Annotated in this window: 26 protein-coding genes; 18 read left to right on the top strand and 8 right to left on the bottom strand. The window is 65.1% G+C overall.

Features of this window, described 5'->3' with window-relative positions:
• Positions 1 to 38 precede the first annotated feature (38 nt).
• Genes DK926_RS00180 through DK926_RS00195 form a run of 4 tightly spaced genes read left to right on the top strand, consistent with a single transcriptional unit; the run spans position 39 to position 3,310 of the window.
• The gene (locus tag DK926_RS00180; RefSeq protein ID WP_114327849.1) at positions 39 to 641 is read left to right on the top strand and encodes a DUF6636 domain-containing protein; all 603 of its coding nucleotides are present in this window, start codon (positions 39 to 41) and stop codon (positions 639 to 641) included.
• Positions 638 to 1,318 carry an RNA methyltransferase gene (locus DK926_RS00185; RefSeq protein WP_114327850.1) on the top strand — a complete coding sequence of 227 codons (681 nt, stop codon included), beginning with the start codon at positions 638 to 640 and terminating at the stop codon, positions 1,316 to 1,318. The genes DK926_RS00180 and DK926_RS00185 overlap by 4 nt, the downstream gene beginning before the upstream one ends.
• 43 nt (positions 1,319 to 1,361) lie before the next feature.
• The gene (locus DK926_RS00190) at positions 1,362 to 2,510 is read left to right on the top strand and encodes a glycoside hydrolase family 76 protein (protein ID WP_114327851.1); all 1,149 of its coding nucleotides are present in this window, start codon (positions 1,362 to 1,364) and stop codon (positions 2,508 to 2,510) included.
• Between the two features lie 11 nt (positions 2,511 to 2,521).
• Entirely contained in the window at positions 2,522 to 3,310 is a 789-nt protein-coding gene (locus DK926_RS00195) for a trans-aconitate 2-methyltransferase (protein ID WP_114327852.1), read from the top strand.
• 1 nt (position 3,311) lies between these two features.
• On the opposite strand, the gene DK926_RS00200 is transcribed toward DK926_RS00195, so the two are convergent.
• Positions 3,312 to 3,962, bottom strand: coding sequence for a DedA family protein (locus DK926_RS00200; protein ID WP_068422244.1), 651 nt, complete (start codon positions 3,960 to 3,962; stop codon positions 3,312 to 3,314).
• Between the two features lie 30 nt (positions 3,963 to 3,992).
• The gene (locus tag DK926_RS00205; protein WP_068422247.1) at positions 3,993 to 4,724 is read right to left on the bottom strand and encodes a VTT domain-containing protein; all 732 of its coding nucleotides are present in this window, start codon (positions 4,722 to 4,724) and stop codon (positions 3,993 to 3,995) included.
• A 184-nt stretch (positions 4,725 to 4,908) separates the two neighbouring features.
• Here DK926_RS00205 and fbaA point away from each other — a divergent pair, with 184 nt between their 5' ends.
• Complete coding sequence (gene fbaA, locus DK926_RS00210) at positions 4,909 to 5,949, top strand: class II fructose-bisphosphate aldolase (RefSeq protein ID WP_068421889.1); 1,041 nt, start codon at positions 4,909 to 4,911, stop codon at positions 5,947 to 5,949.
• A gap of 55 nt (positions 5,950 to 6,004) precedes the next feature.
• On the opposite strand, the gene DK926_RS00215 is transcribed toward fbaA, so the two are convergent.
• Positions 6,005 to 6,442 carry a hypothetical protein gene (locus tag DK926_RS00215; protein WP_125833351.1) on the bottom strand — a complete coding sequence of 146 codons (438 nt, stop codon included), beginning with the start codon at positions 6,440 to 6,442 and terminating at the stop codon, positions 6,005 to 6,007.
• Between the two features lie 275 nt (positions 6,443 to 6,717).
• Here DK926_RS00215 and DK926_RS00220 point away from each other — a divergent pair, with 275 nt between their 5' ends.
• The 3 genes from DK926_RS00220 (at position 6,718) to DK926_RS00230 (ending at position 9,267) form a co-directional block, all read left to right on the top strand.
• A complete protein-coding gene (locus tag DK926_RS00220) occupies positions 6,718 to 7,134 on the top strand; it encodes a DUF3151 domain-containing protein (protein ID WP_068421891.1) in 417 nt (138 codons plus the stop codon).
• Between the two features lie 37 nt (positions 7,135 to 7,171).
• Positions 7,172 to 8,269 (top strand): FUSC family protein, encoded by a 1,098-nt coding sequence (locus tag DK926_RS00225; RefSeq protein ID WP_114328583.1) that lies wholly within the window; start codon positions 7,172 to 7,174, stop codon positions 8,267 to 8,269.
• A 71-nt stretch (positions 8,270 to 8,340) separates the two neighbouring features.
• Positions 8,341 to 9,267, top strand: a complete 927-nt coding sequence (locus tag DK926_RS00230) for a cation diffusion facilitator family transporter (protein WP_114327854.1) — start codon at positions 8,341 to 8,343, stop codon at positions 9,265 to 9,267.
• Here the strand turns inward: DK926_RS00230 and DK926_RS00235 are convergent.
• Positions 9,257 to 9,721 (bottom strand): pyridoxamine 5'-phosphate oxidase family protein, encoded by a 465-nt coding sequence (locus DK926_RS00235; protein WP_068422252.1) that lies wholly within the window; start codon positions 9,719 to 9,721, stop codon positions 9,257 to 9,259. The genes DK926_RS00230 and DK926_RS00235 overlap by 11 nt on opposite strands.
• A gap of 53 nt (positions 9,722 to 9,774) precedes the next feature.
• On the opposite strand from DK926_RS00235, the gene DK926_RS00240 reads away from it, so the two are divergent.
• The gene (locus DK926_RS00240; protein ID WP_114328585.1) at positions 9,775 to 10,719 is read left to right on the top strand and encodes a WYL domain-containing protein; all 945 of its coding nucleotides are present in this window, start codon (positions 9,775 to 9,777) and stop codon (positions 10,717 to 10,719) included.
• Between the two features lie 2 nt (positions 10,720 to 10,721).
• On the opposite strand, the gene DK926_RS00245 is transcribed toward DK926_RS00240, so the two are convergent.
• Positions 10,722 to 11,495 carry a site-2 protease family protein gene (locus DK926_RS00245; RefSeq protein ID WP_243636569.1) on the bottom strand — a complete coding sequence of 258 codons (774 nt, stop codon included), beginning with the start codon at positions 11,493 to 11,495 and terminating at the stop codon, positions 10,722 to 10,724.
• Positions 11,492 to 12,154, bottom strand: coding sequence for a hypothetical protein (locus DK926_RS00250; protein WP_207890699.1), 663 nt, complete (start codon positions 12,152 to 12,154; stop codon positions 11,492 to 11,494). Before DK926_RS00250 ends, DK926_RS00245 begins: the two co-directional genes overlap by 4 nt.
• 234 nt (positions 12,155 to 12,388) lie before the next feature.
• On the opposite strand from DK926_RS00250, the gene DK926_RS00255 reads away from it, so the two are divergent.
• The 8 genes from DK926_RS00255 (at position 12,389) to DK926_RS00290 (ending at position 18,991) form a co-directional block, all read left to right on the top strand.
• Positions 12,389 to 13,681 (top strand): adenylosuccinate synthase, encoded by a 1,293-nt coding sequence (locus DK926_RS00255; RefSeq protein ID WP_068421905.1) that lies wholly within the window; start codon positions 12,389 to 12,391, stop codon positions 13,679 to 13,681.
• A 409-nt stretch (positions 13,682 to 14,090) separates the two neighbouring features.
• Positions 14,091 to 14,639: an alternate-type signal peptide domain-containing protein gene (locus tag DK926_RS00260; RefSeq protein ID WP_114327857.1), complete on the top strand. Its 549-nt coding sequence runs from the start codon at positions 14,091 to 14,093 to the stop codon at positions 14,637 to 14,639.
• Positions 14,640 to 14,649: 10 nt separating this feature from the next.
• A complete protein-coding gene (locus DK926_RS00265; RefSeq protein ID WP_114327858.1) occupies positions 14,650 to 15,204 on the top strand; it encodes a hypothetical protein in 555 nt (184 codons plus the stop codon).
• Entirely contained in the window at positions 15,201 to 15,797 is a 597-nt protein-coding gene (locus DK926_RS00270; RefSeq protein ID WP_114327859.1) for a signal peptidase I, read from the top strand. Before DK926_RS00265 ends, DK926_RS00270 begins: the two co-directional genes overlap by 4 nt.
• Positions 15,794 to 16,297: a hypothetical protein gene (locus DK926_RS00275; RefSeq protein ID WP_114327860.1), complete on the top strand. Its 504-nt coding sequence runs from the start codon at positions 15,794 to 15,796 to the stop codon at positions 16,295 to 16,297. Before DK926_RS00270 ends, DK926_RS00275 begins: the two co-directional genes overlap by 4 nt.
• Complete coding sequence (locus DK926_RS00280; RefSeq protein ID WP_114327861.1) at positions 16,297 to 16,896, top strand: SipW-dependent-type signal peptide-containing protein; 600 nt, start codon at positions 16,297 to 16,299, stop codon at positions 16,894 to 16,896. The genes DK926_RS00275 and DK926_RS00280 overlap by 1 nt, the downstream gene beginning before the upstream one ends.
• Positions 16,897 to 18,459 carry a signal peptidase I gene (locus DK926_RS00285; protein WP_114327862.1) on the top strand — a complete coding sequence of 521 codons (1,563 nt, stop codon included), beginning with the start codon at positions 16,897 to 16,899 and terminating at the stop codon, positions 18,457 to 18,459.
• 94 nt (positions 18,460 to 18,553) lie between these two features.
• Positions 18,554 to 18,991 (top strand): hypothetical protein, encoded by a 438-nt coding sequence (locus DK926_RS00290; protein ID WP_114327863.1) that lies wholly within the window; start codon positions 18,554 to 18,556, stop codon positions 18,989 to 18,991.
• Positions 18,992 to 19,118: 127 nt separating this feature from the next.
• Here the strand turns inward: DK926_RS00290 and DK926_RS00295 are convergent, their stop codons facing one another.
• Positions 19,119 to 19,511 carry an MGMT family protein gene (locus DK926_RS00295; protein ID WP_243636570.1) on the bottom strand — a complete coding sequence of 131 codons (393 nt, stop codon included), beginning with the start codon at positions 19,509 to 19,511 and terminating at the stop codon, positions 19,119 to 19,121.
• Positions 19,512 to 19,697: 186 nt separating this feature from the next.
• Here DK926_RS00295 and DK926_RS00300 point away from each other — a divergent pair, with 186 nt between their 5' ends.
• Entirely contained in the window at positions 19,698 to 21,176 is a 1,479-nt protein-coding gene (locus DK926_RS00300) for a PLP-dependent aminotransferase family protein (RefSeq protein WP_114327864.1), read from the top strand.
• A gap of 48 nt (positions 21,177 to 21,224) precedes the next feature.
• On the opposite strand, the gene DK926_RS00305 is transcribed toward DK926_RS00300, so the two are convergent.
• On the bottom strand, positions 21,225 to 22,313 hold the full coding sequence (locus DK926_RS00305) for a CaiB/BaiF CoA-transferase family protein (protein WP_114327865.1): 1,089 nt from the start codon (positions 22,311 to 22,313) through the stop codon (positions 21,225 to 21,227).
• Between the last annotated feature and the right edge of the window lie 69 nt (positions 22,314 to 22,382).

Here is a 22,382-nt window from a genome sequence, read left to right on the forward strand (position 1 = left end):
CGAGAAAGCGTGAAGCGAAAGTGGGGTCGGGGTCGAACATGGTGAACAAGCGTCTGGCAGTGGCCGGTCTCTGTGCGGCAGCGGCCGTGCTTGCCGGGTGTGGCAGCGAATCGGGCGCCGACGTCGCCGCTCCGTCGTCGGCCCCGCCGACGACGACCACCACGACAGCGGCCCCCACCACGACGACGGAAGCCCCCGTCCCGACGACCGAAGCACCGCTCCCCACGACGACCGAGCCCGCCCCCGCGCCGACGCCGCAGACCACGTACGCGGCGCTCGACGGGGCGTATTACTTCAGCTCGCCGGACGGGCAGTTCCAGTGCGGCATCGTCACGCTGTCCTCGCGCACCGAGGCGGGATGTCAGGGCACGACCGATCCGGTTCCCCCGCGTCCGGAGGACTGCATGATCAGCTGGGGCAACGGAATTCGTGTCACCAACGAGGGCGCGGCGTCGTTCATGTGCGCGGGCGGCGCGGTGTACACCTCGGGCGGGGAGGCCATCGATCCGCCGCTGGGCGTCGGGCAGACCATCGCCGCCGACGGTTACACGTGCACTTCTTCCGCCGACGGCATCTCCTGCACCAACGACGAGACCGGACATGGCTTCCGTATCGCTCCCGACAGCAACGAAGTCTATTGAGCAGCAACGGTTTCGACGATGTAGCGATCGGTCCGACGGAGTGGGGTGACAACCCGAACGGAGTCGGACCGTGGGAGACCGAACACGACGAACCGCGCCCGACCGACCCTCGCTTCGACCCCGAACTGCTGGAGTCGGGGGACCGCCGCAACGTCGTCGACGCGTATCGCTACTGGACGCGTGAGGCGATCGTCGCCGACATCGACCGTCGTCGGCACCCGTTGCATGTCGCGATCGAGAACTTCGCCAACGACGCCAACATCGGCACCGTCGTCCGGACCGCGAATGCCTTTGCGGCACAAGCGGTTCACATCGTGGGCCGGCGCCGGTGGAACCGTCGCGGCGCAATGGTGACCGATCGGTACCAGCATCTCCATCATCACGCGACCGTCGCCGACTTGCTCGAGTTCGCCGCCGAGCGCGGGCTGACCGTCGTCGCCGTGGACAACACACCCGGCTCGGTGCCCATCGAAACCGCCGAACTGCCGCGGGAATGCCTCCTGCTGTTCGGGCAGGAGGGCCCGGGCGTCACCGACGAGGCGCGCGGTGGGGCGTCGATGACGGTGTCGATCGCGCAGTTCGGATCGACGCGCAGCATCAACGCAGGAGTGGCAGCCGGGATCGCGATGCATGCCTGGATTCGGCAGCATGCGGACCTGTCCGATGCCTGGACGTGACACCTTCGTGACCCTTCCCGTGCGGTGATGGCAGGATCGAGACATGCAGGAGCAGTGGTCGCAGCGGGCAGACGCTGCGGAGGGGGCCGTCGTTGCGCGGCATGTGCGTCGGCTGTGGGCATTGCCCGGCACTGCGCTCGCGGTCGTGGCCTGGCCGCCGGTTCGACGCGAACGCATGTTCTTCCGCTGGCACTACTGGTGGCAGGCGCATCTGTTGGATTGCGCCGTCGACGCGGCCAGCCGTGAACCCACCGCGAAGCGGCGTCGTCGACTCGCCAAAATCGCGCGTGCACACCGCATTCGGAACATCAGTGGGTGGACCAACGACTATTACGACGACATGGCGTGGCTCGGTCTCGCGCTCGAACGGGCGCAGCGGCTGCACGCCGTCGACAATCGCGGCGGTATCCAGGCTCTCGAGATGGAGCTGTTCGACGCGTGGTCACCGGAATCCGGTGGCGGAATTCCGTGGCGGAAGGGTGACACGTTCTTCAACGCACCCGCGAACGGGCCTGCGTCGATCCTGCTTGCGCGCGGAGGCCGGTTGTGGCGCGCGCAGGCCATGGCGGATTGGATGGACGCCACTCTGCGTGACCCCGCGACGGGCCTGATTCTCGACGGCATCAGGGGCGGCGGGAGTGGAGCCCGCGGAATGACCCAGAAGGGGGGACCGGGTCTGGACCGAGCTGTGTACAGCTATTGCCAGGGCGTCGTGCTCGGCGTCGAGACGGAACTCGCAGTCCGGGTCGGGGCACCTCGGCACCGCGAGCGTGTCCATGCGTTGGTGAACTCGGTCGACACGCATCTGTGTCGCGAGTGCGTGATCGTCGGCGGTGGCGGGGGAGACGGCGGCCTGTTCGACGGCATCCTCGCCCGCTATCTCGCTCTCGTCGCGACGTCCCTGCCGGGTGATACCGACGAGGACGAGAGGGCCCGCATGCTGGCCGCGTCGATCGTGCTGCGGTCGGCCGAGGCTGCGTGGGAGAACCGGCTGGAGGTCGAGGATCACCCGCTGTTCGGTGCATCGTGGGAGACCGAAGCGCGGCTACCCGGTCCCGGGCACACGGTGGCCACGTTTTCGGGTGGGACCGTGCGCTCGTCGGCCGTGCCGGAGCGCGACTTGTCGGTCCAGCTCAGCGGTTGGATGCTCATGGAAGCGGCGTACACGGTGTCCGCTGCGGGATACCGATAGGAGCTTTCGTCATGACAGGAACCGGGCCGCGGACGTCCTGGGACCCGACGGTGTACCACCGGTACGCCGACGAACGCTCGCGGCCCTTCCACGATCTGGTGCAGCGGGTGCAGCACGCATCGCCGGTCGAGGTCGTCGACCTGGGGTGCGGTACCGGCGTGCTGACCGCGACGTTGACGCAGCGGTGGCCCGACGCTCGCATCACCGGGATCGATTCGTCCCCGGACATGGTTGCCGGGCAGCCTGCCGATCTGCCGTCGAACGTGACGGTGATCGAAGGAGACATCTCCGATTTCGACGCGTCGAACATCGACGTCGTGGTGTCCAATGCGGCACTGCAGTGGGTGCCCGAGCATCGCGAACTGATCACCCGTTGGGCCGAGCAGCTGAATCCAGGCGGCACCGTGGCCTTCCAGGTTCCCGCCAACTTCGACGCGCCGTCACACGTGCTGATGCGTCGCCTCGCCGAGTCGGACGAGTGGGCGCCGGTGCTCTCGGGGGTGCTTCGCGGGACCGACAGCGTCGACCGCGCCGAGCAGTACGCGTCGGCGCTGATGGGTGCGGGCCTCGCCGTCGATGCGTGGGAGACGTCGTACGTGCATGTGCTGCCCGGGGCCGATCCGGTACTGAACTGGGTGCGCGGTACCGGGTTGCGGCCGGTGCTGGACGCGCTCGACGACGAACAGCAGCCGCGTTTCGAGGCGCAGTACGCGGAGTTGCTGCGGGAGGCCTACCCGTCGACTCCGACGGGGACGCTCTTCCCTTTCCGGCGGGTGTTCGTCGTCGCCGAGAAGAACTGAACTACTCGAGGACTTCCTCGACCTCGACGACTTCTTCCGGTCGTGCCATTTCTTTTCGGTACTGCCAGATTCCGACGCACGTGCCGACGACGAGAAGCACGATCATCGCGATGAGGACGGCAGGCAGCAGCCACGGCACCTTCTCCAGGAAACTGCCGAAATAGAATCCGACGAGCAGAAGAACCGGTGCCCAGATGATGGCGCCCAACGTGCTCGCGATCGTGTAGCGACGGTGATTCATGTTGGCCGCGCCCGCGACCATCGGGCACAACGTGCGCACCCACGGGATCCACCGCGCGACCAGGACGGCCCAGAAGCCGTGCTTCTCGAGCAACACGTTCACCTTGTGCAGGTTCTTGGTGTTGAGGTACTTGCCGTTCTTGCGCGCGACGAGTTTGGATCCCGTTCTGCGGCCGATGACGTAGCCGACCTGGTTTCCTGCGATGGCGGCGATCATCGCGCCCGCCGACAGCGCCCAGATGTGCCCGGTGCCCGACGCGTGCGTCGCCATGACGATGCCTGCAGTGATGAGCATGGAATCGCCGGGCAGGAACAAGCCGATGATGACCGCGCACTCGAGAAAGACGAACGTGACCACCACGATCCAGACCACGAGTGGCCCTGCGGTTTCAAGAGGACCGAACTGGCCCATCGACTGAATCACTGTTCTTGCATTCGCGATCTAGGAGTTGGGGTTGTCCTGCTGCGCGTCGATGGCGTCCGTGGCCTCCGACAGCGGCGTCTTGCGAGCCTTGACGAATCGCTTGCCGACCTCGATCGCGATGGGCAGCACCGAGACGAGAACGATGATGATGAAGATGATGTCGACGTTGTCGCGGATGAACGCGATCTGGCCGAGGAAGTAACCGAGCAGGGTGACGCCTGCACCCCACACGACACCACCGACGATGTTGTAGGTGACGAAGATCGAGTACTTCATCTTCGACGCGCCTGCGACGACGGGGGCGAAGGTGCGCACGATCGGCACGAAGCGGGCCAGGATGATCGTGATCGGACCGTGCTTCTCGAAGAACGCGTGCGACTCGTCGATGTACTTCTTCTTGAAGAACTTGGCGTCGTCCGACTTGAAGAGCGCCGTTCCGCCCTTGCGGCCGATGAAGTAACCCACCTGGTCACCTGCGATAGCCGCGATGGGGATCAGGATGATCAGGGTCCAGATGGAGGCGAACGGTTCGACCTCGGTGGACTTCGACGCGGCGATCAGGCCTGCCGTGAACAGCAGAGAATCACCGGGAAGGAGAGGAAACAGCAAACCCGACTCGATGAAGACCACGAGGAGCAGTCCGACGAGCACCCAGGTGCCGAACGAGTTCAGCAGGTTGACTGGATCGAGAAAGCCGGGCAACAAAGCCAGGTTCGTCGTCACGGATTCCGAGGCAGCAAGAAGACTCACCGCGACCACCTTACCGGCCGAACCTGGGAGAACCTGAACGACAGGTGTCGATTTCCTTCGCGACGGCTGTCCGTTTCGTCCTGATCGGGACTGGACGCCTCCGGGTGGGTAGCGCGACAGCCCGGGCCAGGGCTTGCCATACTGCAGGAGACAATCATCTGCTTCACATTGGAGGAATGACGCCGTGCCGATCGCAACTCCCGAGGTCTACGCAGAGATGCTTGGCCGGGCGAAGGAACACCAGTTCGCATTCCCGGCGATCAACTGCGTGGGATCCGAGTCCATCAACGCCGCAATCAAGGGCTTTGCCGACGCGGGAAGTGACGGCATCATTCAGTTCTCGACCGGTGGTGCCGAGTTCGGCTCCGGCCTCGGCGTCAAGGACATGGTCACCGGCGCGGTAGCACTCGCCGAGTTCGCGCACGTGGTCGCCGCCAAGTACGACGTCACCATCGCGCTGCACACCGACCACTGCCCGAAGGACAAGCTGGACACCTACGTCCGCCCGCTGCTCGCCATCTCGCAGGAGCGCGTCGACGCAGGCAAGAACCCGCTGTTCCAGTCGCACATGTGGGACGGTTCCGCGGTACCGATCGACGAGAACCTCGAGATCGCCAAGGACCTGCTCGCCAAGGCGGCAGCTGCGCGCATCATCCTGGAGATCGAAATCGGTGTCGTCGGTGGTGAAGAGGACGGCGTCGAGGCCGAGATCAACGACAAGCTATACACGTCGAACGAGGACTTCCTCAAGACCGTCGAGGCTCTCGGTGCAGGAGATGCGGGCTCGCGCTACCTGCTCGCTGCGACGTTCGGCAACGTCCACGGCGTCTACAAGCCGGGCAACGTCAAGTTGAAGCCGTCCGTGCTCGCCGACGGCCAGAAGGTCGCCTCCGAGAAGCTCGGCCTGGCCGCCGGTTCGAAGCCGTTCGACTTCGTGTTCCACGGCGGATCGGGATCGCTGAAGAGCGAGATCGACGAGGCCCTGGAGTACGGCGTCGTGAAGATGAACGTCGACACCGACACCCAGTACGCGTTCAGCCGTCCCATCGCCGGCCACTTCTTCACCAACTACGACGGTGTGTTGAAGGTCGACGGCGAGGTCGGCAACAAGAAGGCCTACGACCCGCGCAGCTACCTCAAGAAGGCCGAGGCCGGTATGACCGCCCGCGTCGTCGAGGCGTGCAACGACCTCAAGTCCGCAGGTCGCAGCGTTTCGGCCGGCTAGCCGGCTCGTGAGTGGGAATGTGTAGCCCGCTGCACATTCCCACTCACATGCGGCGTCAGCCGCACATCTTCCAACTCTCGCCCTTGAGGCGCAGATCGAAGGTCCGTGGAGAACGATCGGCGGCGTTCGCGGCCGTGTACGCGGTGACCTGGGCGATCGCGGTGTCATCCGTGATCTGGACCGCGTCGATGCTCTGGACCACCGGGATGCTGCCCTGCTCGACGGCGACGCGGTGCACGTCCGCGAATTCGGCGTCGGGAATGTCCTGATAGAACATCGCCAGATCTCCGCACGTCGACGACCGCAGCGTCGCCAGATCGCCCGTCGTCAAGGCCTGTGTGAACGTCTCGATCGACGACCGGATCTGCGCCTCCTCCGAGGATCCCCGGTCTCGGGACATGTACGCGAACGCGACGGCGCCCGCAGCCACGATCACGACGAGTGCACCGACGAACGCCACTACCCAACGGCGCCCGGAAGAGCTGCGTTTCACACGTTTTGGCTGACTCGGTTCGATCCTCTGCGGCCTCGCCTGTGGCGGCAGCGTGTCGAGCCGTGGCGGTATCTTGCGCGGCGGCACCTTCGGTGACGGTTTCCTCGATTTCGGAATCGCCTCGGTCACGGGCTCGTCCGCCCGTGCCTCCGCTCCGTTTTCATCGTCCGACACGCCTGCTCCCGATCGACCGCCACATCTGCATCGCCAGATCTTAACGAGCAAGCCGGTGGTGGCCCGGAAGCCGCGCGGGGTGAAGGGGCACAATGGACCCCATGACTTCATTCGGTGACTTGCTCGGACCGCAGCCGACGCTGCTCCCAGGGGACGACGAGGCTGAGTCCGCGCTCCTGAATCACGAGGACCCGGCTTCGGTCGCGGCGACCCACCCGACGGCGTCGATCGCATGGGCGTACCTCGCGGAAGCCGCGCTGGAGTCCGGCCAGACCATCACCGCGTACGCGTATGCGCGGACCGGCTATCACCGCGGCCTGGATCAGCTGCGTCGCAACGGATGGAAGGGATTCGGGCCGGTCCCGTACAGCCATGAACCCAACCGAGGATTCCTCCGCTGCGTCGCCGTCCTCGCCAAAGCCGCCCGCGACATCGAAGAGAACGACGAGTACGCGCGGTGCCTCGACCTCCTCGAAGACAGCGACCCGAAGGCAGCCGAAGCTCTCGGTCTCGGCTGATCGGCTGCGCCCGAACGCCAGGCGAGGTCGGGCGCGCATCAGGGCCGGGCGCACCCGGTTGCAGCTGTCGTTGCTTCCGATCGTTCAGTGCGCGCTCGCGGCAGGCGTCGCGTGGTTCGTGGCAACGGACATCGTGGGGCACACGCATCCGTTCTTCGCGCCTATCGCGGCCGTCGTCTCTCTCGGAATCTCGCTCGGCGCTCGCTTGCGCCGGTCGGCCGAGCTCGTCGCCGGAGTCACCGTCGGAATCGGCGTCGGCGATCTGATCATCTCGGCCATCGGCAGTGGCCCGTGGCAGATCGCCCTCGTCGTCGCGTTGGCGATGTCGACGGCCGTATTTCTCGACGGCGGTCCCATCATCGCGATGCAGGCCGGCTCGTCCGCGGTACTCGTCGCGACGCTCATTCCGCCGGGAAATTCCGGCGGAATCGACCGCATGGTCGACGCGTTGACCGGTGGTCTCGTCGGCATCGCGATCGTCGCCCTCATTCCGACGCATCCGGTGTGGCGTGCGCGCAAGGATGCGGCCAAGGTCCTCGGCACCGCAGGTGACGTGCTGCAGAAGGTCGCCGACGGTCTCGTCGCCAACGATCCGAAGCCGATCGAGGAAGCGCTGAAGAAGGCGCGCGCGACGCAGTCCGACATCGACGCGCTGCGGACGAACATCAAGGGCGGTCGCGAGATCGCGCGACTCTCGCCGTTGTACTGGGGTCACCGAAATCGGTTGGGCGAGCTCGCGAGAACGGCCGACCCCATCGACAACGCCATCCGCAACATCCGCGTGCTCGCGCGTCGGTCGCTGACGCTCGTGCGTGACGACGAGATCCTCGACCCGCGTCTCGTCGACGAGGTCGAGAAGTTGGCTCATGCCGTCGATGTCCTCCGCAAGATGATCCTCGCCGATCCCGGCCAGCAGCCCGACGCGGCCGAGGCTGCTCGGGTGCTGCGGACCGTTGCGGCCGGAGCGAAGCCGGAACTGATCAGGAACGCAGGATTGTCGGCGACGGTCGTGCTCGCGCAGCTGCGGTCGATCATCGTCGACCTGTTGCAGGTCGCCGGCCTGAAGCGGATCTCCGCTCTGGCGACGTTGCCACCGACCGTCGAGAACCCGGAGGTGAAGCCCGACCCCTGGTGACATGAGCCCATTGCACACATGCGCATATACGCATATGGTGAGCCCGGCAACTACTTCGACCAAGGGGAGACATGGGCGCCGGACACGGGCACGGTCATGGCATCACGGGCGCAGGCGAGTCGGCGGCGCCGTCGACCAAGCGGATACGCAACATGGTGATCGCACTGGCGATCCTCGTGGCCTTTCTGATCCTCGAAGCCACCGTCGCGCTGATCATCGACTCCCTCGGTCTGCTCGCCGACGCCGGACACATGCTGACCGACGTCCTCGGAATGTCGATGGGTCTCGTCGCGCTCCTACTCGCCAGGAAGGGCAGCGCCGTCGCGGCTCGCACGTTCGGGTGGCATCGCGCCGAGGTGCTGACGGCCGTCGCGAACGCGGTGCTGTTGCTCGGCGTCGCCGCGTTCATCATGTACGAGGCAATCGACCGGATCGGCGACGCGCCGGACATTCCCGGCCTCGCGATGATCCTCACCGCAGCGGCGGGTCTGGCGGCGAACCTCGTCGTCATGCTGCTCATTCGAGGCGATGCGAAGGACAGCATCGCAGTGCGCGGCGCCTACATGGAAGTGCTCGCCGACGCCGTCGGCAGTGTCGGAGTGCTCGTCGCCGGCTTCCTGCTGCTCGTGTTCGGGTGGACATGGGCGGACATCGTCGTCGGTGTTCTGATCTCGCTGTGGGTCATCCCGCGCGCGGTGAAGCTCGCAGGCGCGGCGCTGCGCATCCTCACGCAGGCGAGCCCGGGACACGTCGACGTCGAGGCCGTCGAAGCGGATCTCGCAGCGCTGCCCGGAGTGGTCGGGGTGCACGACCTGCACGTCTGGACGCTCACCACCGGCATGGACGTCGCGACCGTGCATCTCGAGTGCGACGGGTCCGGTTCGGTGCTGCTCCAGCGCGCGAAGACCGTACTCGCGACGTACGGTCTCGACCACGCGACCGTTCAGGTCGAACCCACTGCGCACGGGTCGACGTGCAAAGACGAACTCACTTGGTGAACGTTTTCACCCCGAGACCCGGTCGCCACAGGTCGATCTGCATGTGATCGTCGACGAGTGATGTCAGCACCACTTCGGTGATGTCCAGGTCGAACACGTTGTACGGAGTCAACTCCGGCGGTGCGGCGTCGAAGATCTTTTGAAGTTCGACCGGGTCCGTCAACTCGACGGCAGTGCCGGAAATCTTCGCGTCGCCCCCGTCCATCGAATGATGACCGGGGTTGCTGTGAATCGCATACCGCGAATCTCTGCGCAGATCTTGTACTTTCAGCGCGTTCAGCATGGAACCGAGTCGCAGGGTCTTCTCGCCGATCTCCACCTCGGTGCCGCTCACTCGTGGCGATCCGTCCTTACGAAGTGTCGCGAGGACGTGATGTTTGTGAGCGGTGAGGCGTGCGGCTACCGCGTTGGCCAGGTCGGGTGCATCGGTCTCGAATTGTCTCCAGGAAGCCATGACGAAATTGTGCAGCCTGGTCACTGACATCGTGTGTCAGTAATATTCGCGTGGTGCGTTCGTCCAGACTTCTGCAGCTCATGCTGACGCTGCAGCACGGCAGCGCGACGACCGCACAGGCTCTCGCCGACGAGGCAGGAGTGTCCGTGCGCACGATCTACCGCGACATCGCAGCACTCGGCGCGGCCGGAGTGCCGCTGTGGACGGAGTCCGGACCGGGCGGCGGCGTTCGACTTCTCGACGGTTGGCAGTCGAAATTGACCGGCATGACCGGCGTCGAGACGTCGGCGCTGATGTTGCTCGGGGTCCCGTCGATCGCGGCAGACCTCGGGCTTTCCGACGCCACCGCGGCGGCCGAGAACAAGCTTCTCGGCGCGTTGCCGATGCCTCTTCGGGCAGGCGCGCAGGTGTGGCGCGAGCGTCTGTATGTCGACGCTCCAGGCTGGTTCACCGAGCCGGCGGCGAACGAGCACCTGCCGACGATCAGCACGGCCGTACTCACCGGACGACCGGTCGAGCTCGGTTACCGCGGATCGACCAGGCGGGTCGACCCGTTGGGCCTCGTGGCGAAGGCTGGAGTCTGGTACCTCGTCGCACGTCGCGAGTCGACGGTTCTGTCGTACCGAGTGGACCGCACCTCGAGCGTCGAACTTCAGGACGGCGAGGTCGAGCGTCCCGACGGCTTCCATCTTGCGACGTGGTGGGCCGAGTCCACGGCAAAATTCGACCGCGCGTTGCTGAGATTCGACTGCCGCGTCAGGCTGTCTCCTGCTGCGGTCCACATGCTGCGGGGTGTGATCGGGCGAGAGGCGACGCCTGATCCGATGCCTGCTCCCGGCGCCGACGGCTGGACGACGACGGATCTGCGGCTCGAGACGTTCGACGTCGCGCTGAGTCAGGTGACCGCTCTCGGCGTGGGTGTGGAAGTGCTCGCCCCTGCCCGGCTACGTCGGGCTCTGCGTGCGGTCGCGCTCGAAATGGCAGACCGGAACGCCTGACGTCACAGCCAGAACCGCATCAGATAGTTGCCGTACTGCGCGTAGATTTCCGGAACCCCCGAGAGCCCGAACAGCCAGTAGATCGCGCCGAAGAAGGCCGCGTTGATCTGCGGGACGAACAGGAACGCAACAAGAATCAGAATGCCGTAGGCCTTGAAGTTCGCCAGAGCGCGTCGCGTCTCGTAGGAAAGGGAGGGTTCGAGTGCGGCATACCCGTCGAGACCGGGGACCGGCAGCAGGTTCAGCACGGTTGCCATGACCTGCAGGAACGCGAGGAAGCTCAGGCCCCACCAGAAAGCGAGGTGGTTGCCGTCCGTTCCGAACAGGCGGATGACGACCAGGAGAACCACGGCAACGATCGCATTGGCGGCGGGACCGGCCAGCGAAATGCGGCGCTGCACTTTCGGCGCGAACATCCCCTGACGCAGGTACACTGCCCCGCCGGGAAGTCCGATTCCACCGATCGCGATGAACACCACGGGCAGCACGATCGACAGCAGCGGGTGGCTGTACTTGACGGGATTCAGCGTCAGATACCCGCGCAGCTCGACTTCACGGTCACCCGCGCGATACGCGGTGTACGCGTGGCCGAACTCGTGCAGGCAGACCGTCACGATCCAGCCGGCGAGAACGAGCACGAACACACCGACGCGCGCCGAGACGGCCGTCGGCGACGATGCGGTCCACGCGACGACACCACCCGCGACAGCGGCGACGACCACCGCGAGGAAGACCGGGCTCGGTCGGACCGAGCGTCGAATCGGCGAGATGCTCACCGGACCAGCAACCACTCCTGATCGTGGCGGTAGAACGTCGACCGCTTGACCTCCCGGTCGCCCGGGACGCCGTCGCGAATCAGCTGAGCTGCCATCGCGCCCAACTGCATCGCGCGTCCGGCCACCCAGCGATACCGGAAGAGGCGACGTCGACCCGTCACACGCGCCTTCAGTCCCGGCATCTCCGGTGTGGGTACCACCTCGACTCCGGGTGCGGTACCGGAGAACAGTTGCGTGTCGTCGACGTACGCCTCACCTTCGAGCCGCTCACCGGAACCGTGGACGACGGCCCGGCCCACCACGGCCTTGCCTGCGTCGTCGCGAATGAGCGGCGTGGGCGTCGCGGTTCCGGTCATCGCCACCTTGGCAGCGCGTGCGCCCGTCCCGAGGCGGTAGATGTGGCATGCCGCGGTGGCCGAGTCGGGAACGTAGGCGAGTTCGACGTGCAGACGCTCGGTCCGCATCAGCCTGGTCAACACGGCCGCCAGTGCCGCGTCGTCGCCGAGAACGATGACCCGGGCATCGACGACCGTCCCGATGGCCGAGAACAGTGCATCGCACTCCTCGACGGTCGGGATCGGAGATGCGGAGGTGAGGGGCACGTCGGTCAGTGAAATGGGCACAGGCGGAGTACCGCACTGGAAGACGAACGGCGTCACAGTGCTTGCCCTACCGACGGTGCCCGCCAGATCGGACGAGAACGTGCGCGCATGTTTCTCACTGTGCTCCTAGAGGCCGTTGTTCGACGTCCACCGTAGCGTCAAGTGGTGTCCGGGCCGGTGCGGAGCCGGAACGACACACGGACTCGGCTAGACTGACCCCCCGGCCTGCCCTTGCGTCTGGCAGCAACCATCGCCCCGAGACACAGCACGCGAAACACACCAGGAGAGCACATGCCGGCGATAGTCCTGATCGGCGCCCAGTGGGGCGACGAGGGCAAAGGCAAAGCGACAGATCTGTTCGGCGAGCGGCTGCAGTGGGTCGTCCGCTACCAGGGCGGCAACAACGCCGGCCACACGGTTGTTCTCCCCAACGGTGACAAGTTCGCGTTGCACCTGATTCCGTCCGGCATCCTGACTCCTGGCGTCAAGAACATCATCGGCAACGGCGTCGTCGTCGACCCGGGTGTGTTGCTCGACGAGCTCGCCGGCCTCGAATCGCGCGACGTCGACACCTCCGGCCTGCTGCTCAGCGCCGACGCGCACCTGATCATGCCGTACCACGTGGCCATCGACAAAGTGACCGAGCGCTTCCTCGGCGCGAAGAAGATCGGTACGACGGGACGCGGCATCGGCCCCTGCTACCAGGACAAACTCGCCCGTGTCGGGGTGCGTGCCGCGGACGTTCTCGACGAGAAGATCCTGACGCAGAAGGTCGAGGCGGCGCTGGAGTTCAAGAACCAGGTGCTGTCCAAGATCTACAACCGCAAGGCTCTCGATCCTCAGCAGGTCGTCGACGAGGTGCTCGAACAGGCGGAGAGCTTCAAGCACCGCATCTCGGACACTCGCCTCGAACTCAACCTGGCACTCGAGCGTGGTGAGACGGTTCTGCTCGAAGGATCGCAGGGCACGTTGCTCGACGTCGATCACGGCACCTATCCCTACGTCACGTCGTCCAACCCGACGTCCGGTGGTGCCGCGGTCGGTTCCGGTATCGGCCCGAACAAGATCTCGACCGTCCTGGGCATCCTGAAGGCCTACACGACGCGCGTCGGGTCCGGCCCGTTCCCGACCGAACTGTTCGACAATCACGGCGAGTACCTCGCGAAACAGGGTGGAGAGGTCGGCGTGACGACCGGTCGCGCGCGACGCACCGGATGGTTCGACGCCGTCATCGCTCGTTACGCAACGCGTGTCAACGGCATTACCGACTACTTCTTGACGAAGCTCGACGTCCTGTCCAGCCTCGACACCATTCCGATCTGCGTGGCCTACGACGTCGACGGGGTTCGCCACGACGAGATGCCGATGACGCAGACCGGTTTCCATCACGCAAAGCCGATCTACGAAGAGATGCCCGGTTGGTGGGAGGACATCTCCGGTGCGCGCACGTTCGAAGACCTGCCCCAGAACGCGCAGAACTACGTGCTGCGTCTGGAAGAGCTTTCAGGTGCCCACATTTCGTGCATCGGTGTGGGTCCTGGCCGCGACCAAACCATCGTGCGTCGGGACATTCTCGGTTCCTGATCCGCCGCGCCCTTGGCCCCGCAGCATTCATGCTGCGGGGCCTTTCTCGTTCTGGACCGCGTATCGGCAGGTAACGAATTGGATAAACCTCGTGGTCGGTTTCAGCTGATCTGGTCGTGTAGGTGTGCGCCTGCGGGGCGGAGCGTCGGGCATCGTGAGGTTTTCGCGTTACTGCATTCGAACGAACGGTCAGCTTTACACACCGTCGCAGCATGTAACGTCCGGTTGGTAAAAAGCAGTTAAAAATATCTTTTGCCTTTTTCCTTTGCGTCGCTAACAGACCCCTCGGTACCTGCGAAACAATGGACGACGCACCAGGTGCGCGGGCCGGCATCGGCCACCCGACCCGAAGAAGCTGGGTCTCCTCATCGGCCTGAGAAAGCTCGGGCCCACACGAAGAGAGAATCGTATGAACAAGGCAACAAAAGGCGCCGTAGCAGCGGGTGCGGCGGCCGTACTGCTGCTCGGTGGTCTCGGGTCCTTCGCTCTGTGGCAGGACACCGAAACCGTCGGTGGCGGCGAAATCAACTCGGGTGAGCTGAATTTCGAGCCGAGCGGGGCGCCGGGCGTCTGGACGGACATCTCCGTCACGCCGAACGTCGTCATCGGTGCCGATCCGTCGGGATACCTCATCGTGCCGGGCGATGTTCTCACGTACGACACGACGTACACGGTCAATTCGGCCGGTGAGAACATCGCGGCGACGATCACCGCGGACTTCACGGGCATCGGTGGTGGAAACGAACTCGCCGCCAGGTTGAACCCGCAGGTTTCCGTCGACGGCGGTCCTGCACTGGCCAGCGGGTCGGCTGTACCGCTCCCGTTGACATCTCCCACCCAGACGATCGAGGTAACGGTCACCATCACCTTCGACGAGACGACTCCGGATCTGATCGCTCAGAATCAGTCGGTGAACCTGAACGATTTCACCCTGACGCTCGATCAGGTACGTCCCTGACCGCTGACCTGTGATCAAGCACGGCCGGTACTGGGCCCTCGCAGCCGCGTCCGTCGTCGTGGTGGTCTTCGGATCAGCACAGACGACGGGCGCGTTGTGGCGTGACGATGCCGCGGTGAGTGGAGGCACCATCAACTCCGGCACCTTGGACATCAAGGTCGGACCCTCGGGAGCCGAGGTGAACGACTACGTGCTTGCTGCGTTGGGCTCGACGAACCTCGGACCCAACGGGTTCTCTCAGGCGCCGCTGTCCGTGAAGAACGCGGGCACGGTGCCGTTCGGCTATCGCTTGCAGACGACAACGGTGACGGGGACGGTTCCATTGACGCTGACCGCGAGTATCGTTGCCGCGACCGCGAACTGCCCGTCGACGGTCGACCCGACCGGGGCGACGCAGTTGTACACCGGCAATGCAGCCGGCGCGCAGGCTCCGCTTGCACCGGGGTCCAGGGCGCTTGCACCCGGAGCCGGTGAGGTCTGGTGCTTTCGTCTCGCGGTCGGGGTCGATCCGCCGAAGAACCAGTCGTCGACCGTGAAGTTCTCGTTCCGGGCGGACCAGACATGAGTACCGAAGACACCGACGTCATCCCCGTGGTTCGGGCTGAGAAGCCAGCCGACGAGCGCACGGGTGTGTGGTGGTGGGTCAGTCGCGTCGTCTCGTATACCTTGCTCGCCGCAATGCTTTTCGTGCTTGCTGTGACGGTTGTCGTTCCGCGCGTGTCGGGTTCGACGCCGTACACGATCCTGACGTCTTCGATGAAGCCCACCTACCCACCCGGGACTCTCGTCGTCGTCAAGCCTGCCGATCGCTCGGAGCTGACCGTAGGCACCCCGATCACGTACCAGATCGAGTCGGGCAAGCCCGATGTGGTGACGCACCGAATCGTCGCGACGCAACAGTCCGGCGGCGGCGTCACGACGTACGTCACACGCGGCGACAATAATGGATCCGACGACGAGAACCCAGTGCAGATCGGTCAGGTTCGCGGCAAGGTCTGGTATGCGGTGCCGTACATGGGTTACGTCAACAACTGGCTGAACGGCGAACAGCGCCGAGTCACGGTGACAGTCATAGTGATCGGCCTCGCAGGGTACGCGTTGTTCATGTTCGTCGGAGCTGGACTGGATCACCGGAAGAAGCGGAGGGCGGCGTCGTGAACAAGGACGTTGCCGTTCCCTGCGCAATTGTGGTCACGGCATTGGCGATCGTGGTCTTGCTCGGGACCGGCTCGGCTCGGCCGGTGCAAGCGGTCGGTTACAGCTACGACGGCGTGACGTGGGAGCATGCACTCCCTACTCCTTTATTGGACAAGAAGATTCGATGGGTTCCCGGTGATCGGCGCGACGTGGCCTTTCATGTCTTCAACGACACGGACGACGATGGACGTATTCAGGTGCAGGTTCGGACCGACAACCGAGAATTCGGCGAATCCTTGACGGTGTCGATCGACGGAACTCAGTACTCGTCGGGGTGTGGAGCTGTGTTGGTGGGCGCGCACGAGAAGCGTCGTATCGGGGCCACGGTCGATATGGCTGTGAATGCAGGAAATGCAACGCAGAATGCGCTGTCGGTCGTGGAATTGATGGTGCGCTGGGACAACGAGGACGACGTCGAGTGTGCGATGGCCTCGGGTGAACGGGAAGGTGCGTACTCGTGATGGCGCGTCATACGGAGAAGCGCAGTGTGGTGTCCCGGGTGGGGGCGGCAGTGATCAGCGCCCGTGCCCGAGCCATCATGTCGATCGGCATCGTTCTCGGCCTGGGTGCGGTGGGAACCCTTGCGGCGTGGTCGGATACGTCGACGGCGACGTCGGGTACCTTCACGACAGGAACGATCGACATCACGATCGGTGACACGGCGCCGGGTGCGGACAACGTCACGCTGACGTCGTTGTCGAGCACGGGCATCGCTCCGGGCAATACGGTGTCTGCTCCGTTGACGGTCCGCAACAACAATTCCGTGCCGTTCACGTACACGATCTCGGTCGTCGCGAGCAATGCGACGCTGGGTGCCTTGCTGAACACCTCGGTGTACGCCGGATCAGCTTGTACGGGAACGGCATTGAGCACGGTGTCGGGTCTGTCTCCGTCGAAGTTCTTCCAACAGGCATCCCCAGCGGGTAATTTGAGCAGGCCTCTCGCGCGCAACGCCACCGATCCGCTGTGCATCAGCGTGACGATGCCGTCGACTGCTACAGCGCCGGCAACGCCTGCGTCCGGAACTTTGACCTACTCGCTCGTGGCGACGTCGTCGTAGATGAGTACCGACACAGTGCGAGTCGATGCGCACGACCGAAGGCCGCGACGATGGTTACGCGAGACCGCGCTCACCATCGGAGCTCTGGCAGGCCTGCTGTGCGTTCTGGTGGCGTTGTCTGCGTTCGTGTTCGGTGTGACCCCGCTGGTGTTCAGGTCTGGGTCGATGTCACCGGCCATCGAGACGGGCGCGCTGGCATTGAGCAAGAAGACGCCTGCCGGCGACGTGCGTGTGGGCGACATCGTGAACGTCACCGATGCCGCGGGAAACGGCATCACTCACCGCGTCGTCGAGATCGGGGCGGTCGGAAGCGACAGCGTCGAACTGTTCCTGAAGGGTGATGCGAACGCAGATCCCGATGCGCAGCCGTACGTCGTCTCGGAAGCAGGCAGGGTCCTGTTCAGCGTGCCGAAGCTGGGCTACGCCGTGACCTGGCTGAGTGGGCCTGTTGCAGTGTTCGCGGGTGGGGTATTCGTCGGGGTTCTGCTGATGATCGCGTTCAGGCCCCGGGACGGTGAACGGACGTCGTCCGACGACGAACCGGAATCCTTCGGTCGTCACAGCAAGATGCCGATGTCGGTATTCGCGGTGCTGGCTACGATCGGTGCGGTCGGCTTGTCGTCCTCCAACCCTCCAGTTGCATTGGCCGCACCTCTGACCGACACCTCGACCGTGACGAGCGGGACATTCACGACTTTGGCTCCGGTGCCTGCTCCGACTTCGCTGGGTTGCACGAACCTGACGCGATCCGTGTTGGGGATTGGATTGCAGAAATACGTTCGGCTCTCGTGGCCGTCGACCGGCCCTGCCAATACGTACCGGATAACTCTGTCGCGAACGGGCTCGGCGAACGTCGAAATTCCGGTGAGCACAACCGCAGCCCTTAATACGACTGTGACGCATGAGATCACCAACGGTGCAATCCTGAGCCTCAGCGCTTTGAGTGGCACTTACACAGCACGTGTGCAGTCGGTGTCCGGGACACGTGTATCTGCGTTCGGGCCCTCGTACACCATTGTCTTCGGTGTAGCGATCGTTCTGCTGCCGTCGGCTGAATGTGGTGCAGCCGGAGCTGCCGCCCGCCTGGCACCGCAAGCCGCCCAATCGACCACGACGACCCCGTCGCCTTCGTCCACAACGCAAGACCCCACTACGACGACGCCTACGCCTGCGCCGACAACCCCGCCTACGACGACAACCCCGCCTACGACGACGACACCACCCGTCACGACGACAACCACGACCACCCCGTCACCGGCTCCCGCGGACCTGATTGCACCCCAGACCTCCCCGTCGGGCTCGGCGGTGGCGAAGGTGGTGAGCGTAGACGGTTCGCCGACGCTGCAGATCACCGACTCGTCCGGCGAGGTTCAGTACAGCGGACCGATCACGTCGTCCGCCGAATACGGCTACGGGGTGGCCTGGGCGTCGGGCGACCAGTTGTGGATCCTCGGACCGAGCCAGTTGGTCCGGCTCGACGGCGGGGCATCGGGGTGGACGAGGACCATCGTGGATCCGACCTCACCGGACATACCCGCGGAAATTGCTTCGCGAGTGAATTGATCTCGAAGTCCTCCACGCAATCTGGGTAATTCGCGGGCTTTGTCGCAGAATTGGGCGGACAATGGTCGCCAGGCGATGCTAGGGAGGGGCGGCGATGTCAAATTCTTACAACGGTCTGGACGTGTTCGAGTTTCAATTTGATCGATTCGGTTACGAGCACCCGTGGATCGGTGAACCGACCGGCGAATTCATGCTCGGACCGAACGGTGGCGGGATGATGGAGTTCGCCAAGGCTACGGTCTTCGCTCTCCCCGACGGTGGCGCGCACGAGGTCCACGGCGAGATTCTCGACTGGTACATGGCCCACGGAGGACCGTACGGACCTCTCGGTTACCCCATCAGCAACGAGAAACCGACCCCGACGGGCTATGGAAGGTACAGCTTGTTCGAGCGAGGATCGATCGGGTGGCTGCCGGAAACCGGTGCGTTTGCGATCGGTACGCCCGAGGACGACTCGATGAATTCCGCATCCGAGGCGGACGAAACGGAGTCGATCGATCTCTCGTCTTCCGCTGTGTCGATTTCGGCTTGAAATACCGCACGTACTTGAAGAAAGCTTCGAATAAGAATTGCGGTTTGTTATCGATCGAATATCCGACCGCAGATAATCGAAATCGAAGTGCAAGTGCCGTCCGACGCCGATCCGTCTGCAGTAAATCTCAGAACAGCGTCGGTTCACCGAAACCTGCGACGCGCTCGATCGCCAAGATCTTCTCTTTCGTCGACGGTCCACCCGGCGCGGAGAAGCCGCCGACCTCGCGCCCGCCACCGAGGACACGGTGGCACGGGACGATGATCGGCACCGGGTTGCGGCCCAGCGCTCGGCCGACGGCCTGAGCGGCCCGAGGCCGGCCCAGCCGCGCTGCTACCGCACCGTAGGTGAGCGTCGCGCCCCGGGGGATGCCACTGGTCACGTCGTACACAGCACGATCGAATTCGGACACACCCGGCACGACGGGTATCGCGGAGAAGTCCGCGGGCGAACCGTCGAGCAGGAGGACGATCTGCGTGGCGGCCCGTGCGGCCGTGCCGTCGAGCTCGCCTAGGGACACACAACGGCCGCAGGTACTCGACCAGTCGCTCGTCGGGTTCGGGGAGCGCGACGGCGGTGATCCCGTGGTCGGTCCAGGCGAGGCCGCAGCGACCAAGGGCGGTATCGAACAGCGCGAACGGCACCAGTCCACTGTATCCGTAATTGGACTTGATTCACGAGGCCGGTCGAGCGAATACTGGCTGGCATGGCCACCCGGGTACTCAACGCAACGTCATTGGCGCGCGATCTAGGTCGATGGCGCACGGACACGGACGGCGCGCCCGGACGGCGACGCACCTCGCGTCCCACCTACCGTGCCCTCGCCGACGGCATTCGACTGCTCGTGCACGACGGCCGTATCCCACTCGGAGTCGGCCTTCCGAGTGAGCGAGATCTGTCGGCGGCACTCGACCTCAGTCGCACGACCATCACGTCGTCGTACGCGGTCCTGCGTGAAGAGGGCTATCTCGTCAGCAAGCAGGGCGCGCGCAGCACGGTCACGCTGCCGGACATGGCGCGGCCGAACGGACTGCTGCTGCAGGCCAGGGAAGTAGCCGGGCCGGTCGTGGACATGAGTCATGCGGCGATGTCGGCGCCGACGGAGGCGATGACCGACGCGTACGCCTCTGCGCTGCAAGCGCTTCCGACGTACCTGTCGACGCACGGCATGGAGCCGATCGGGCTCGCGGTTCTGCGCGAATCGATCGCGCGTCGGTTCGTCGAACGAGGATTGCCGACGACGGCGGACCAGATCATGGTGACTTCCGGTGCGCAGCAAGCAGTTCGGCTGTTGCTCGGAACGCTGACCGCTCCCGGTGACCGCGTGCTGATCGATCATCCGACGTATCCCAATGCGGTGGAGGCGGTGCGACGAGTCGGCGCCCGGGCGGTCCCGGTGCCGATCGGACCCGAAGGTGACGGCTGGGATCTCGATGGAGTACGCAGCGCCGCACGGCAAACCGCGTCGAAAGTCGCGTACATGATTCCCGACTTCCACAATCCGACAGGTCGGGTCATGAGTTCGGAGAGTCGCGCGGAACTCGCCCGGATCGCGCGTGAGGTGTCGATGACGCTCATCGTCGACGAGACGATGGTCGACCTGTGGCTCGACGCACCGCCGCCGCCTCCGGTCGCGTCGTTCGGCCGGGTGTCCGGCACGGACATCGTGACGATCGGGTCGGCGTCGAAGTCGTACTGGGGTGGACTGCGGATCGGATGGATCCGGGCGCACCCGTCGTTGATCAGCCGTCTTGCCGGCTCACGTGCCGCGCACGACCTCGGCACGTCCATCATGGATCAACTCGCCGCCGGGATTCTGCTCGACGACGCGGACAGCATCCTCGAGGTGCGACGCGACCAGTTGCGTGAGCGTCGGGAAGCGCTGGAAACTGCTCTGGCCGAACATCTTCCGGACTGGCGTTACCGTCGGTCGACGGGTGGGATGTCGCTGTGGCTCGAACTGCCGACGCCGGTGTCCAGTGCACTGGCGGCGACGGCGCCGTCGTTCGGTGCGGTGCTGGCCGCGGGCCCGCGTTTCGGTGTCGAGGGCGCGTTCGAGCGGTTCATCCGCTTGCCGTACACCCGCGAACCGGTGGAGCTGGCGGCCGCGGTGAGCGCGACCGCCGGCGCCTACCGTGCGCTCGCCCCGAACACGGACGCGCGCGAACCGGCTCTCGTCTTCTGACGTGCGCGCGAATGTATAGCCCGCTATACATTCGCGCGCACGTGTGCGTCAGCGCCAGACGCTGTCCGCATCCGTTGCCACCGATGGCGGCGGCGTCGGAATCCCGTTGGGAGTGCGGGAGAATCGCGGTGCAGGCCGGTGCTGGGTGACGCCGTCGACCTCGATGAGCGTTTCCCGTGCCTTCAGGTGCGGCTGCTCGGACGCCTCGCCGAAGGTCAGGATCGGGGAGACGCACGCGTCCGTGCCGTCGAAGATCGCCGCCCACTCGTCGCGGGTCTTTGATTTGAACGTGGCGGTGAAGATTTCACGCATCTCGGGCCAGCGTGCACGGTCGCCCTGGCCGGGTGTCGTGGCCGGATCGAGTTCGAGAATCCGCAGCAGTTCGGCGAAGAACTGTGGCTCGAGCGCGCCGACGGCCATGTGCTTGCCGTCGGCGGTCTCGTAGGTGTCGTAGTAGGGCCAGCCGGTGTCGAGCATGTTGACGCCGCGCTCGTCGGACCAGGCGCCGACGCCTCGCATGCCCCAGATCATGTGCGAGAGTGCGGCAGTGCCGTCGACCATCGCGGCGTCGACGACCTGGCCTTCGCCGGACGTCTGACGTTCGAACAGTGCAGCGAGAATGCCGAAGACGAGGAACATCGATCCGCCGCCGAAGTCGCCGACCATGTTCAGCGGCGGCACGGGGCGTTCACCCTGACGGCCGATGGCGTGCAGGACGCCGGTGACGGAGATGTAATTGATGTCGTGGCCGGCGGACGACGCCCACGGGCCGTCCTGGCCCCATCCGGTCATACGTCCGTAGACCAGGCGCGGATTTCGTTCCAGAGCGACGTCCGGGCCGAGGCCCAACCGTTCCGTCACCCCGGGGCGGAAACCTTCGATGAGCACGTCCGCGCGTTCGATGAGCCCGAGAACCTTCTCGATGTCGGCGGGGTCCTTGAGGTTCGCCTCGACGAGTGTGCGACTACGCAACTGCTGGTCGTGCTCGGCGATCTGTCCGCCGCGCTGCACGCGCACGACGTCGGCGCCCAGGTCTGCGAGCAGAAGCGCAGCGTGGGGGCCAGGGCCGATGCCGGCGAGCTCGACGACACGAAGCCCCGTCAGGGGGCCGTTCTTGGATGAATCCTTGTTCGACACGCATCCTCGTTCCAGAGCAGGGGAGCAGGGTGAATCGAGGTTAACTTATGATTGGACGTCAAAGCGATA

It is taken from the genome of Rhodococcus sp. Eu-32 (assembly GCF_003336925.1).
Classification (GTDB): domain Bacteria; phylum Actinomycetota; class Actinomycetes; order Mycobacteriales; family Mycobacteriaceae; genus Rhodococcoides; species Rhodococcoides kyotonensis_B.